Consider the following 14,289-nt stretch of genomic DNA (forward strand, 5'->3'; position numbering starts at 1 on the left):
ATAAAGTTAACGGCGCTTCGCTTGCTAATTGTTGTTGAAACATATACAATACGAATAACAAATGAAACGCTTTAAGTTAAGAAAGGTAAGGGAAAATTATGGTAAAGAAAAATCATGCAGCAGCGGTTTTAAAAATACAGGATTTAACGAAGATGTACGGTGATACAAAGAAAGCAGTTGACCACTTGAACCTGGAAGTAGAGGCGGGGGATATTTATGGATTTATCGGCCACAATGGAGCTGGAAAAACCACTACCATCCGTTCTGTTGTGGGAGTGATGGAGTTTAACAGCGGAGAAATATGGATAGGTGGGCATTCTGTGAAAGAGGAGCCTATACGGTGTAAAGAGATGACTGCTTATATTCCTGATAATCCGGATCTGTATGAATACCTGACAGGGATACAATATCTGAATTATATCGGTGACATGTTTCAGGTACAGGGAGGGGAGCGTGAGAAGAGAATCAGAAAATATGGAGATCTGTTAGGAATTACGAAGAATCTGGGAGATTTGATTTCTTCTTATTCTCATGGTATGAAACAGAAGCTGGCAATCATATCGGCTTTTATACATCAGCCACGATTGTTGGTGCTGGATGAGCCTTTTGTGGGTCTGGATCCTGAAGCAGCTTTTAACCTGAAGAAAATGATGCATGAATTATGCGATAACGGAGGTGCGATTTTCTTTTCTACCCATGTTCTGGAGGTGGCAGAAAAACTCTGTAATAAAATTGCAATTATTAAAGCAGGTAAACTAATTGCCAGCGGTAGGACAGAAGATGTCAGGGGCAACAGCAGCTTAGAAGAAGTATTTTTGGAGGTGGCAGCACATGACTAAATTTATTGGGCTATTGAGAGTGCAGATATTAGGAACGTTTGGAGTGAATAAGCTTCTGCATGCCAGAGATAAAAAGGAAAAAAGCAGAGCTGTCAAAGTTGTGATTGTGGCAGTTATTCTGATTTTACTGATGTTTGGATACAGTACGGGGCTGGCAATCGGATACCGGGTACTGGGGCTGACTGAGATGCTGCCGGGGATGATGCTGATGGCAGGTGCAATGGTGACAATTGTGCTTACCTTTACCGGAAGTACAGGCGTATTATTTGGCATGAAGGACTATGACATGGTGATGTCACTGCCGGTAAGCAGTGCGTCTATTATATTAAGCAGGCTGCTTGGGGTATACATATTGAATCTTCTGGTAGGCTGTATTGCGCTTCTGCCTTCTATTATAGTATTTGGTGTGACAATGCACAGCAGTGTTGATGTCTGGCTAATGATGCTAATCGGTATATTTTTTGCACCGTTACTTCCAATGACACTTGCTTTGGCAGTGGGAGCACTGATTACAGCCATTGCATCCCGGTTCAAATACAAAAATATGGTAGTGATTATCCTGAGTATAGCTGCTACGATAGCTGTTATTGCCGGTTCATTCAGCCTGCAGGGAGGAACCGTCCAGTTGGTGGAGATCGGGACAATGTTATCCGATGCGATAAACCGTTTTTATCCGCCAGCCCGCATGTTTTCTAACGCACTGGTTCAGGGAAGCTGGATGGATTTTGTTCTGTTTTTAGCGCTATCGGTAATTCCGGCTGCTTTATTTGTAGCGCTGCTTGCTAAGTTTTATAAGAAAATAAATACAGCCATATTAAATCATCATACAAAAAGTAATTATAAAATAGGTGCTCTGAGTGTGCGTTCTCCATTTATGGCAGTATATAAAAGAGAACTTACAAAGTATACATCATGCAGTATTTATATCATGAATACGTCTATTACAGCAATACTGATGGTTGTAATGGGAATCACCCTGTTATTTATCAAACCGGATCAGATAGATAAAATGATGGAAATGCCGGGGTTATTTTCAAACTTACAAAAGTATGCACCTTTTGTTATGATATTAATTTCCTCACTGTGCTGTACCACATCTTCAACCATATCGCTGGAAGGAAAAAGCAGGTGGATCAACTGTACAATGCCGGTTAAAAACAGTTTGATTTACAATAGTAAAATTGCGTTAAACCTTACAGTGCTGCTACCGGCAATCATTGTAACGGGAATTTTATTTACCATAGCCTTTAAATCGGGGTTACTGAATGGGATCCTGATTTTCACAGTTCCTGCAGTGTATGCTTTTTACATTTCAGTATTAGGGCTTGCTATTAATTTAAAATATCCAAAATACGATTGGAATAATGAAGTTGAAGTTGTAAAACAGTCTATGTCAATGGGAATTACCATGGGTGTGGGAGCGTTGTCAGCATTTGTGCCCATCATAGCAGCAGTAATTTTTAACCAATATATAGAAATTGTTTTAATTGCCGCAACGATTATAACAGGAATCCTTACAATCGCACTTTATCGTAAAACGGTAAATACCGGGCTTTATGATTAACAGAGAATTTATCTGCATATTATCGGATCTTCGGAATAAAATGAAAGTGACTTAATATCCGGAGTCTGCCATGGACAAGAAACGTGAAAAACGTATTATACAAATAGAACTTATTATATTGATACTGCTAACAATTTTTGCCGTTTACAGAGGGGTACATAGTTCATTGTCGAACCACGCTGCAGCGGAAAATTTAAAGAGTACTGAAGATACGGGCGAGCAGGAAACAGGGCAAACGACCCGGGTTAGTGAGAAAGAGGAATCTTCCGCAGCAGAAACGGAAACAGAAAAGAAGTTCATAAAATGGGTTGATTTTCATGTGACAAATGAGGCTATGCGGGCAGCTTACCAGCTTGATACAGAGAGTTACGGACAGGAGATACATCTGGACTGGGTAGACCTGCTGGCTTATCTGGGAACAAGATATGGTGGTGATTTCACACGATATAAAGAGAAAGATCTGCAGGAGTTAAAAGAAAAGCTGACCACTCAGGGACAGACTATGGAGGATTTGACAAAAGATCTAAAATATTATCCTTATTACCGGGAAGCATATGGAGCTGTTCTGGATGGCTGGGTTGGAGAATATGAGATTCAGGTAGAAAAAGACAATGCAGTGGTATGGGAAAAGAAATACGGATTGAAAGCATACCTGCCTATAGCGAAAGGGTATGAATATTCCGATTATGATGATTTTGGAACTTCGAGATCCTATGGATACAGCCGTCCTCATCTGGGGCATGACATGATGGGGCAGGTGGGTACACCGATTATTGCGGTAGAGTCGGGCTGCGTAGAAGCAATCGGGTGGAACCAGTATGGCGGATGGCGTCTGGGAATCCGAAGTTTTGATAAAAAGAGATATTACTATTATGCACATCTGAGAAAGAATTTCCCTTATAACAAGCAGTTGGAGGTGGGAAGTGTAGTGCAGGCAGGAGATGTAATCGGTTATCTTGGACGTACCGGGTACAGTGCTAATGAAAATGTGAATAATATTGATACCTCCCATCTTCACTGGGGACTGCAGCTGATATTTGATGAATCCCAAAAAGAAGGAAACGGAGAAATATGGGTTGACTGTTATCAGCTGACAAGGTTTCTCTATCAGAACAGGAGTCTCACGGAAAAGAATCTGGAGACAAAGGAATATCACAGAATCTATGATTTCAGGGATCCTGCAGTAGAGCAGTATCAAGAAACTTTGGAAAAAGGAGATTGACATAAGTCTGGAATACTGATATAATGAACGTTGTTCAAGATGGAGGTGAGCGAGTGAACCGTGTTGTAACTTCGAGAGAAGAGCTGATAAAAGCTGCGAAGGCAATTGTTTTTGAAGAAGGTGCCGATAAATTAAATATACGGTATCTGGCTAAAAAATGCGGCATAGCCACGGGTTCCGTTTATAATTATTTTCCATCTAAGTCAGAACTGATATTTGCAGTAGTGGAAGAATTCTGGAAAACGATATTTCATCAGGATGTATGTAAAATGCAGGGTGATATTTCGTTTGTAGAATTTTTTGAAACTGTTTATCTCAGGCTTTGTGCCAATCTCCAAGATTTCCGTTCGATTTTCATGAGCCAGTTTGAAGCAATGAAGAGTTCGGAAAAAGAAAAAGGCAGGATGGTGGAACAGAAGTATCTGGAACACGTACAGGACGGGTTTTTGATCGCTCTTGGGCAGGATAAAAAAATATCGGATGCTGTATGGACAGATACATTTACAAAAGAGAAATTCGTAGCATTTCTTTTTACCAATATGTTCTCTATGCTTACGGATGAAGAAAGAGACTGCAGTTATTTTAAAGAAGTCTTAAACAGGATTTTATATATTATCTGATCCACTTTTTGGCACTTGAAAGAGTGGATTTTCTTAAAACAAAAATGAACATCGTTCAGTAAAGACGTGTTCAAAATTTTTACACGAGAGGAGAAATGTACATGAAGAAAATGATAAATATTGCCTTTGGTTATGCGATTGCAGCAATGGCAGGAGGCGTCTTCTATCGGGAATTTACGAAGTTTAACGGTTTTGAGGGTCGCACATCCCTGGCATTCGTACATACCCATTTATTTTTACTTGGAATGGTAATGTTCCTGGTGACCGCTTTGTTTGTGGGAAAATTAGAGGATTTATGCAGGTCCAGAAAATGGAAAGCATTTATGGTGATTTATAATATCGGCGTACCTTTAACAGCATTGATGCTTCTGATAAGAGGTGTGATACAGGTGCTTGGGATCAAAGGGTCAGCAGCACTGGATGCATCGATTTCGGGTATTGCCGGAATTGGACATATCCTGACAGGTGTGGGTATCGTTTTACTATTTTTATGTTTAAAGGAGTGTGCGGCTAAAAATGAAAAATAAATTTTTTCATATACCGAAGAAGTATCTGCTGCTGGCAGCTGGAATTGTCTGGTTTGCAGCAGGGTTCAATATTATAAGAATTGGAATACTGGCTTCCGGCAGGCCCTGGAGCATTTGGGCAGTATTTTCTGCTTTACTGGTATTTGGCGTGTTTTATGGTTTTATTTTTCGACGGTTAATTGGAAAGCATACGGCGCGCATCCTTCGTTACGAAGGGGAACGGATGCATATCCTTCGATTTTTTGATTTAAAATCTTATTGTATTATGGCATTTATGATGACGTTTGGCATTCTGCTGCGGCGTGCAGATGTTTGGCCGGGACATTGTATACGGATGTTTTATACCGGCTTAGGTGCTTCTCTTGTTGCAGCGGGGATAGGGTTTTGTATTAAGTTTGGTACGGTGGAGAAATTAATGGAAGATAAATGTGAGAAAAGTCACGTATTCTAAAGTTTTATAGAGTTTGATATGAGGAATTATTCAGCTTCAGGACAGCAGTATATAAAAATACGTTTTTTTAACTGGATTCGGCGTAAACAGCGGATGACAGTCAAAAAAACGTATTTTTTATTTTAGAGTCAAAACCCAGGTCAAAAAAACGATTCTTTATGAAGATTCTGTTTATTCAAAATCCACTTTCAGAATGGTAAATTATAATTAACATGAAAGGACTGCGTATAACGGGCGGAAAAAGAGATTTCTTTTAGAAAATGATTATGATATGATGTTAATCGTGAAGGAAAGTATTGGGTATGCAGATTAGGGAAATGTCTGCGGGACGGGAGGAAGAAGACGAAATGTATCGTGTAATGGTAGCTGATGATGAACCTTTAATGAGAAAGGCCATGGTTTCTTTGACAAATTGGCATGAGTTAGGATGCGAGGTAGTATATACTGCTGAAAATGGACAACAGGTAATGGAAAATCTTAAGGAGATCAAGCCGGATATTTTAATCACAGATATTAAAATGCCTGGAAAAGACGGGATTGAAATCGCCAAATATATCTGGGAAGAAAAATTGCCTATAAAAATTATTTTACTGACCGCGTATGCTGATTTTTCCTATGCCCAGTCGGCAGTTAAATATAATGTGGTGGACTATGTGACGAAAACAGGTGCTTTTGATGGTCTGATCATGGCGATCAATAAGGCAAAAGATCTGATTAAAAAAGAGCAGACCAGCATATCCAGGGAAGATAAAGAAACGGTGTTGGAATATTTCCTGAAATCGGTATTTGACGGGTCAATTTATGATGAAGAAGAGATACGATCAAAGATGTCAGAACTAGGCATGAAACCGGAAAATTATCTGGTACTGCTCCTGCATTTCCGCCTCAATGAAGACATGACTACGGAGAAGAAAAGCAGGACGTATAAGAGCCTTTTAAACTTCTTTTCCATGGTGTTTGGGGAACAGATGTTAAGAGGGATTCCGGTTCAGCGGGATATGTATGCCATCGTAGTACAAAATGTGCCGGAAAATTATATGGATACCATATTAATGAAGGGACAGCAGATTACAGATATGATGGATAACTTTATGGGGCTGTATGTCAATATCGGAGTCAGTTCCAGGCAGCAGGAAGTTATTTATATGAAAAAAGCCTATGATCAGGCGGAGAGCGTTCTTGGAAACAGCTTTATCAGCGGAGACAGTAAGATTAGCTTCTATGAAAGGGACGGAGTGAATCCGGAAAAATATAGTGCAAAGGTGGATGAATTGATTGAACAGCTCTGCTTTCAGGTAAGCCAGGGCAATACGGAAGAGGTTCAGCTAAAATTCAAAGAAATCTTAAAAACGCAGAAATTGGAGTTGTGCGCAGCAAATACAATTAAAAATTCCGGAATTATTATACAGCAGAGATGCAGAAAAATCTTAGATTCCTTTGGTACAGATATTTATCAGATCACCGGCTATCGCGGAAGCATTACGGAGAAGATTCACCGGTGTTTTTATGCAGATGAGTATGAAAAAGTCATGCTGGAAATTCTGCAGGGTACCTCCTCTTATGTCTCAAACGCATCCAGTCATAAGAATACTATTGTTAATGAATGTGAGCGTTACATAGAAGAAAATTTCCATAAAGGAATAACGGTAACGGATATTGCCGAACACGTTGGTACCAGTATCAGTTACCTGAGCCGAATTTATAAAGAAGCAACAGGGGAAAAAATTCTGAACCGGTTAAATCAGATGCGGATAGAGAAAGCCAAGGATTATCTGAAAAATACAGACATGAAAATATATGAGATTGCAGATGCACTGGGCTTTGAAAATACCACTTATTTTTCATATTTCTTTAAAAAATATACTGGGGTTTCACCAAAAGACTTTAAATAGCGGGGAGGATCGGATGTTGAAGAAAAAAACAATGCTTTTGTTGTTTGTAGCGGCAGCATGCCTCCTGGGCGGGTGTTCAGAAAATGAGGATGTTCAGGTTACGGATATCATTCTTATGCACGGATGGGGCGGAACACTTCCCACCCATGCCACAATGCAGGAAATCTATCAGGAATTCTCCGAACTAAATCCGGATATTAACCTGACCACCTACCCATCATCAGACAGCAGTATTGCGGTGGAAAAAGCAAATGATATGCTGGCTGTCGGAAAGATGCCGGATATTGTCAGTACGAATGGTTTGTCATATTATGTTTTTAATGCGGTAAAAAGGGGGATGGCGCTTGATTTAATGCCATTTATAGAAGAAGACCCGGAGCTGAAAGAGAGTATTCATCCCGCAGTTCTGGCTGGCTGGACCACGGAAGACGGGGCGCTGTATTCTATTCCGGATGCGCTGGAAATAGCAGGGTACTGGTATAATAAGAAATTTTTTGTGGAAGCGGGAATTGTGGATGAGTATGGAGCAGCGAAAACGCCGGACACCTGGGAGGAATTCCTGGCTGACTGTAAAATTTTAAATGCGTGGGGAAAACAGCAGAATCCTGATTTTGCCGCGGCAGCACTAGACAGTGTACAGCTGTCGGAAGATATTTTTCTGGCAAGAGTCGCGGGTGAAGGAGAAGAGGGCGTAGAGCTGGCGTCTAAACTGCCGGAGAATTTCAGCAGTAAGATAATTTTTCAATCTCTAAAGGATATCCGTAAGCTGGGTAAGGAGTCTAACTTTGTGTCCAGCATTGACAATGCAAGGCAGTATTTTCTGGATGGAAAGAGTGCGGTATACTTTAACGGAGTTTGGGATAGTGAGCTGCTTGGAAGCAGTTCCATAAAGGAAGATGTGGCATATGCCAATTACCCTACGAAAGATGGCAGAAGTGTTGCTTATATCTCACCTTCTTCCGGTTACGTGATTTATAAAAATGAGGATCCGAAAAAGCAGGAGGCCTGTATACGATTCCTTAAATATATGCTGAGTGAAGAAGTTCAGAAAAAAATGGCAATGGAAACCGGACAGGCACCGTCTAATCCTAATGTAAGCGGAAATGAAATCAAAGAAGGCTATCCACTTTTGGGAGAAGCGTTGGAACTTGCTAATGATGCAGACATACACATTAAGGCAATCAGCCTGTCCTGGGGAAATGATGCGGTAGATGATCTGTCCCAGCGTTTATATGAGGAAGCACAAGGCAAAATAGGACCGGAGACAGTGGTCAATTATCTAAATCAATAACAGAGAATATAGGCGGAGGAAACGATGAAGGATAGAAAAACGAAACGTCATTCCCTAAGAGAGAAAATGATGGCATTAAATCTCAGCGTTACACTGCTGTCCCTTATTTTCTGCGGGGTGGTATTCATCTGTTCGGTTTGGCTGATCGTGGGAAAGTATATAGAACATGATCTGGATTTTTTCCTGACCGAAACAAATAATAATCTCAATACGAAAACAGAATATCTGGAAAATATTATTTATGAAATCCGGGGTTCCGAAGAACTTATGGCATATCTGGATAAAGCAGGCAGGGCGGATCTGGACGATAAGGAACAGGAGAGGCTGCAAAATATTTATACCCGTACGGTAAATATCAGCAGTCAGAAAAACCTGGGCAATGGTAATGAACCGATTGTGGAAAAGGTGTATTTATTTGACAGTCAGGATGACTTTTTATTTACCGGTTACTATGCGATGGTGGAGTCGGAAGTACAAAAAAGCAGGGAAGAAGCAATCGGGGTATATAATAATTTCAGGAAACAACAGGAAAAACCGGGAGGCAGCGCAGATTACTGTTATTATCCGGGTCAGGAAGGCAGGGAGTACCTTGCATTTACCCTGTATGACCGGAATATGAAGGATCAGGGCAGTGTTATCTTTGAGATCCGCCTGGATGTTTTGGAAGGTATTATGAACCAGGTGGAGAATTATAAGGGAGCTTTCTGGATGTTATATGACCGGAGGGGCAATATAATCAGTGGTGAGAATTATAATATGGCTGGTGAGAAGTTAGGTGAGATCAATCAGTCATTTCAGACGGTACCATATGAGGACGTAATTGATAACACGGGGTTTCGCCTGTATACAGAAGATATGAGCATGTATCTGAGGGCTACCATAGGAATTCCGGAGGGACAAACTACCTACTTACTTTATGATTCCGTTAAAATTTATATTTTTATACTGGCTGTAATCTGTGTTGGAGTATTTGCCGCATTTGTAACGATTGTCTATCATCTGACAAAACCACTGAAAGAATTTACAGAAAAACTGCAGTCTGTAAAAGAAGGGGATTTTGAAACAAAACTTCCGGATTACAGTACAGAAGAATTCCATGAGATCAGCCTGGTATTCAATGAAATGACCGAATATGTAAATTATCTGATTAAACAGGTTTATGAGAAACAGCTATCGATTAAAGAAATGGAATTGAAATTTTTACAAACCCAGGTTAATCCCCATTTTATGTTTAACGTATTAAATACGATTGCACTGCAGGCAAGGATGGATCATAACGATGAGACCTATAAGATGATAACCTCATTTTCCCAGCTGATACAGGCGAAAATATATCGAAAAGATACGGAGAAGGTACAGATACGGCAGGAACTGGAGTATGTGGAATATTACCTGTATCTGCAGAGCTACCGTTATGGAGACAGACTTAATTATAATATTATTGTGGAAGATGAAGAAGTATTGGATATGTTTATTCCTAAGCTGTGTCTTCAGCTGATTGTAGAAAATGCGGTAGTACATGGGATTGAGCCTAAACTGGAACCGGGTTTTGTAGAAATCGTCATGTTTGAAAAGGACCGCAGTATCTATATTGAAATAAGTGATGACGGTGTGGGATTTGATCAGGAAGGGCAGGTAAGCCTTCCAATTAACAAAGAAGTGAAAGAAAAAGGACACAATCATGTGGGACTAAATAATGCCCATCATATCATACAGCTCACTTATGGTGAGAAATACGGAATCCATATTTTTTCTAAAAAAGGAGATGGGTCAAAGGTTACCGTACATATACCGTTTGATGAAGGAAACTGCACAGAATAATGTGCAGTTTTTTATGTGGAAAAGAACGCCTTTTATACATGGGAATGACGAAAAGGAATTAACTGGAATAATTCTAAAATTGTTATTAAAAAACAGACATTCTGTGTCGTAAACCGCGAAGTGTGTTATAATGACCTTACATGTCAGATGGCAGGATTATCCCACACTGAAAAGTGCGGGATGAAAGGATCTGAATTGGAAAAATGGCGCAGTGTAGGTGTTTTGGATTCACAGAGGAGGAATGATTATGAAGAAATGCAGAATTGGAATTATTGCAGATACCCATGGATTATTGAGACCGGAAGTTTTAGAAGTTCTGGAAATGTGTGATTATATCATACATGCAGGCGATATTAATAAGGCTGAAGTATTAGAGGAGTTAAAACGGATTGCTCCGGTATACGCAGTCCGCGGAAATAATGACAAAGCGCAGTGGGCGGAAGAATTGCCGGAGGAACTATATTTTGAAATCTCAGATATGAAATTCTATATGGTTCATAATAAAAAATCCATTCCGGAAAATCTTACGCATGTGGGCGCTGTAATAATTGGACATTCCCATAAGTATTTTTGTGAAGAAAAAGATGGAGTCCTGTGGCTCAATCCCGGCAGCTGTGGCAAACGCCGGTTTGATCAGCAGATTACCATGGCGGTTATGGAAATCCATGACGGCAGATATATGGTTGAAAAAATAGAGCTAAACCAGGAATTGCAGGAGGGGTAGGAATTTTTGACAAGTGAAATTCGAAATCCCTATCTGCGGCAAAGCCTGTATGAGACTGCCTTAAAAATAGGAAGCGGAGAACTTAGTCCGGATGAAGAAACACTGTTTCAATGGATCCGGTTCTGCACGGCTAAAAAATACCGTTATCTGTATGAATACCGTGAAATTACAAATCCATTATTGGAAAGAAAAGATGATGAAGATATCTGTTCCGGTGAAGAGCCACATGCAGTCTGCAGGATACTGGGGATTCAGACGGATCGATACCTAACCTGGGAGCGGGTAAATTTCCGGGAACAGAATTCTCAGCTGCTGCATGGGAACATGCAGGACAAGGGTAAAGAGCAGACAGCAGAAAAACGAAAAGGCAATGGGGGTATTTATGAAAATCTCATACACAGAGACTTCCGCCCCTTGACCCGGGGCGAAAAGTATAGTATTGGCATTGGCGTATACACTACGAAAATGGATGGGACCATATACCTTGCAGGCATTATAGATATGTATGATAAAAGTGCCGCCGGTGTCATGCTGGGCGGCTATCGTTCTGCAGAGCTTGCCGGAGCGGCAATGGATATGATTCTGGAATCGAAAAAATCAAATGCACCTATTCTTCATAGCAGTCAAAACCCCATTTATCGAACAAAAGATTATCATCAGGAGATAGAAGCCCGGGCGCTTACACCGTCCATGACATCTCCCGGAGAACGGGGCGGAAACGCTGTGATCAGCACTTTCTTCTCCCAGATAAAACGCAGAATGAAGGGATATCAGTTTGAGGATTGGCAGGATGCAGTGAACTGGATGGAAAATGACCTGTTATTACATAGAAAAGTTTGGATCAGGTAATATCTGTGAAAAGGAGACGATGATATGGCAGAAGACATCGATAGAAACCAAGAAGAAGAAATGGAACAAGCAGTTAAGATAGCGGTAAACAGCGGTTTTCACCACGCGGTATGGATAGACAGCAAAGAATTGATTTTCGATGCTGCCCTTCGTAAATACTGTGAAGAGAATCTCTGTGGAAATTATGGAAAGAACTATGCCTGTCCACCGGATTGCGGGACTGCGGTTGACATGGAAGAAAGAGTAAGAAAATATAAAAAGGCACTGGTTTTGCAGACGATAACCCAGGTTGAGGATATTATGGACAGCCAGGAGACAAAAGCTGTTAAAAAGCGCCACAACCAGAAGACACGGGAATTTGTTGCCAGAATGGAAGAGAACGGAAAGCAGGGACTTATTATTATGGCGGGACCCTGTTCTCTTTGCGCAAATTGCGGGATTCAGGAAGGTATGCCCTGCAGGTTCCCCAGGAAGATTGCATCCTGTTTGTCGGCTTACTGTATCAATGCACAGAAAATGGCAGAGAACTGCGGTTTGGAATACTGGTGCAAGGATAACCGGGTAGCATTTTTCAGCGTCTATCTGACGGAAGAAGCAGAAGAAATCAACGAAGGAAGTGAACTGCTATCTTTCTCAGATAACATGCGGTGGTGAACAGGATGGAATATGAACTGATTTACAGTACCAGAAAAACCCTTGCCATTCAGCTTATGGAGGATGGCAATGTAGTGGTGCGGGCACCTAAAAGAGCCGGAAAGCATGCAATAGAGAAGTTTCTGAAAGAAAAAGAAGACTGGATACTGACAAAACAGCAGGAAATCCGGGAAGCTTCTGAAAATAGGAAAAGCAGACAGTTAACGGATGCCCAGAGGCTTAAGATGATCAATCTGGCAAAAGAAGTGTTTGGTGCAAAGACGGCGTACTTTGCCAGAATAATGGGTGTTTCATATGGAAGAATTACTATTCGGGAACAGAAGACCAGATGGGGAAGCTGCAGCTCAGCAGGGAATTTGAATTTTAACTGGAAACTTTTGCTGGCGCCGGAAGAAGTAGTGGATTATGTGGTGATACACGAACTTGCCCACCGGAGAGAGATGAATCATTCAGCACGGTTTTATGCGGTGGTAGCAGAGATCATGCCGGATTATAAAGTGTGGCAGCGGTGGTTGAAAGTGAATGGAAAGCGGTTATAGAATTACATGAAGTTATCCGTTAAGAGCAGGTTTTGTCTATATCATATGACGTGGCGGTAATCGAAGTGGCGGTGACCGAAGCGACGGCAATTAGAGTGACGGCGATCGAAGTAACGGCGATCGAAATGGCGGCGATCGAAATGGCGGCAATCGAGGTAACGGTGACCGAAGTAACGGCGATCGAAGTAACGGCAATCGAAGTAACGGCAATCGAAGTAACGGCAATCGAAGTAACGGCAATCGAAGTAACGGCGATCGAAATGGCGGCAACCAAAGTAACGGTGATCGAAATGGCAGCAACCAAAGTAACGGCGACAGAAGTAACAGCAATCGAAGTGACAGCAATCAAGATTAGGGTTAATGAGATCAGAAAGGGAGTTTTATATGAGAAGTGAGCAGGAGATGTACGAACTGATAGTAGGAGTTGCGAAAAATGATGACAGAATTCTGGGGGTTTATTTAAATGGGTCCAGAGCGAAATCTGATGCGCCAAGGGACTTATTTCAGGATTATGACATTGTGTATGTGGTAACAGAAACCGCATCTTTTTTAGAAGACAGGGAGTGGATTAAGGTATTCGGAGAACTCCGTATGGTACAGGAACCGGATAAGCTGGATAAAATGCTGGGGAGGCAGGTGGATTTTACCAGCTCATATGGATATCTTATGTTGTTTCAGGATGGAAACCGCATCGATTTGCATATACAGATTCTGGAAGCCGTTGAAACGGAAGAGTATTTCAAGGATTCTACAGTGATTCTCTGGGAGAAGGATGGCTGTTTAAGTAAAATCAATGATATCAAAAGGTACAGCTATCTGGTAAAATGCCCCCAGGAAGGGGATTATACTGCATGCTGCAACGATTTCTGGTGGTGTATGGCAAATGCTGCAAAGGGAATCTGGAGAGATGAATTACCCTATGCAAAAAACATGCTGGAGACAGTAATCCGGCCGAAGTTGGATCTCATGGTCGGCTGGTGGATCGGATGTCAAAATAATTTCGAGGTATCATCCGGGAAGATGGGGAAATATTTTAAACGCTATCTTACCGAAGAATACTGGAGACTCTACAGGCAGACCTATACGGATGCAGTTTATGAAAATATGTGGCTGGGAATATGGGCAGCCTGCAGCCTTTTTCGGGAACTGGCAAAAAGTGTTGGAGTACAATTGGGCTTTTTGTATCCAATGCAGGATGATGAAAATATGACGGAATATCTGGAAGCCGTAGAATCACTTCCAGCAGACGCTGTGGATCTTCCGTTATAAAAATGAAACTACGAAGCAAAGGAATAG

The 14,289-nt window shown here is 41.2% G+C and carries 15 protein-coding genes; all 15 read left to right on the plus strand.

Translation table 11 applies throughout. The features are described from left to right. Positions 1-98 precede the first annotated feature (98 nt). The 15 genes from CD03_RS0110870 to CD03_RS0110945 all read left to right on the plus strand — a co-directional run bounded on the left by CD03_RS0110870 (position 99) and on the right by CD03_RS0110945 (position 14,262). Positions 99-839 carry an ABC transporter ATP-binding protein gene (locus CD03_RS0110870; RefSeq protein WP_044289302.1) on the plus strand — a complete coding sequence of 247 codons (741 nt, stop codon included), beginning with the start codon at positions 99-101 and terminating at the stop codon, positions 837-839. Next, entirely contained in the window at positions 832-2,403 is a 1,572-nt protein-coding gene (locus tag CD03_RS0110875; protein WP_027293652.1) for a hypothetical protein, read from the plus strand. The genes CD03_RS0110870 and CD03_RS0110875 overlap by 8 nt, the downstream gene beginning before the upstream one ends. A gap of 70 nt (positions 2,404-2,473) precedes the next feature. Continuing rightward, positions 2,474-3,625: a M23 family metallopeptidase gene (locus CD03_RS0110880; RefSeq protein WP_027293653.1), complete on the plus strand. Its 1,152-nt coding sequence runs from the start codon at positions 2,474-2,476 to the stop codon at positions 3,623-3,625. Between the two features lie 23 nt (positions 3,626-3,648). After that, positions 3,649-4,245, plus strand: a complete 597-nt coding sequence (locus tag CD03_RS0110885) for a TetR/AcrR family transcriptional regulator (RefSeq protein WP_197041658.1) — start codon at positions 3,649-3,651, stop codon at positions 4,243-4,245. 101 nt (positions 4,246-4,346) lie between these two features. Continuing rightward, a complete protein-coding gene (locus tag CD03_RS0110890) occupies positions 4,347-4,772 on the plus strand; it encodes a DUF2871 domain-containing protein (RefSeq protein ID WP_027293655.1) in 426 nt (141 codons plus the stop codon). Next, positions 4,762-5,223 (plus strand): hypothetical protein, encoded by a 462-nt coding sequence (locus CD03_RS33205; RefSeq protein ID WP_044289303.1) that lies wholly within the window; start codon positions 4,762-4,764, stop codon positions 5,221-5,223. Before CD03_RS0110890 ends, CD03_RS33205 begins: the two co-directional genes overlap by 11 nt. A gap of 302 nt (positions 5,224-5,525) precedes the next feature. Further along, the gene (locus CD03_RS0110900; protein ID WP_081820216.1) at positions 5,526-7,115 is read left to right on the plus strand and encodes a response regulator; all 1,590 of its coding nucleotides are present in this window, start codon (positions 5,526-5,528) and stop codon (positions 7,113-7,115) included. A 13-nt stretch (positions 7,116-7,128) separates the two neighbouring features. Continuing rightward, positions 7,129-8,406, plus strand: a complete 1,278-nt coding sequence (locus tag CD03_RS33210; RefSeq protein WP_044289304.1) for an ABC transporter substrate-binding protein — start codon at positions 7,129-7,131, stop codon at positions 8,404-8,406. A gap of 24 nt (positions 8,407-8,430) precedes the next feature. Then, positions 8,431-10,227, plus strand: coding sequence for a sensor histidine kinase (locus tag CD03_RS0110910; protein WP_027293657.1), 1,797 nt, complete (start codon positions 8,431-8,433; stop codon positions 10,225-10,227). A 247-nt stretch (positions 10,228-10,474) separates the two neighbouring features. After that, the gene (locus CD03_RS0110920; RefSeq protein ID WP_044289305.1) at positions 10,475-10,951 is read left to right on the plus strand and encodes a metallophosphoesterase family protein; all 477 of its coding nucleotides are present in this window, start codon (positions 10,475-10,477) and stop codon (positions 10,949-10,951) included. Between the two features lie 6 nt (positions 10,952-10,957). After that, positions 10,958-11,800: a hypothetical protein gene (locus tag CD03_RS0110925; protein ID WP_027293659.1), complete on the plus strand. Its 843-nt coding sequence runs from the start codon at positions 10,958-10,960 to the stop codon at positions 11,798-11,800. Between the two features lie 24 nt (positions 11,801-11,824). Then, positions 11,825-12,454, plus strand: a complete 630-nt coding sequence (locus CD03_RS33215; RefSeq protein WP_063837241.1) for a DUF2284 domain-containing protein — start codon at positions 11,825-11,827, stop codon at positions 12,452-12,454. A gap of 5 nt (positions 12,455-12,459) precedes the next feature. Beyond that, positions 12,460-12,993, plus strand: coding sequence for a M48 family metallopeptidase (locus CD03_RS0110935; RefSeq protein WP_044289306.1), 534 nt, complete (start codon positions 12,460-12,462; stop codon positions 12,991-12,993). A 32-nt stretch (positions 12,994-13,025) separates the two neighbouring features. After that, entirely contained in the window at positions 13,026-13,388 is a 363-nt protein-coding gene (locus CD03_RS0110940) for a hypothetical protein (RefSeq protein ID WP_156042862.1), read from the plus strand. Continuing rightward, positions 13,378-14,262, plus strand: coding sequence for an aminoglycoside 6-adenylyltransferase (locus tag CD03_RS0110945; RefSeq protein ID WP_027293662.1), 885 nt, complete (start codon positions 13,378-13,380; stop codon positions 14,260-14,262). Before CD03_RS0110940 ends, CD03_RS0110945 begins: the two co-directional genes overlap by 11 nt. Positions 14,263-14,289: the final 27 nt, after the last annotated feature.

Source organism: Robinsoniella sp. KNHs210 (assembly GCF_000686105.1).
GTDB lineage: Bacteria > Bacillota > Clostridia > Lachnospirales > Lachnospiraceae > Robinsoniella > Robinsoniella peoriensis.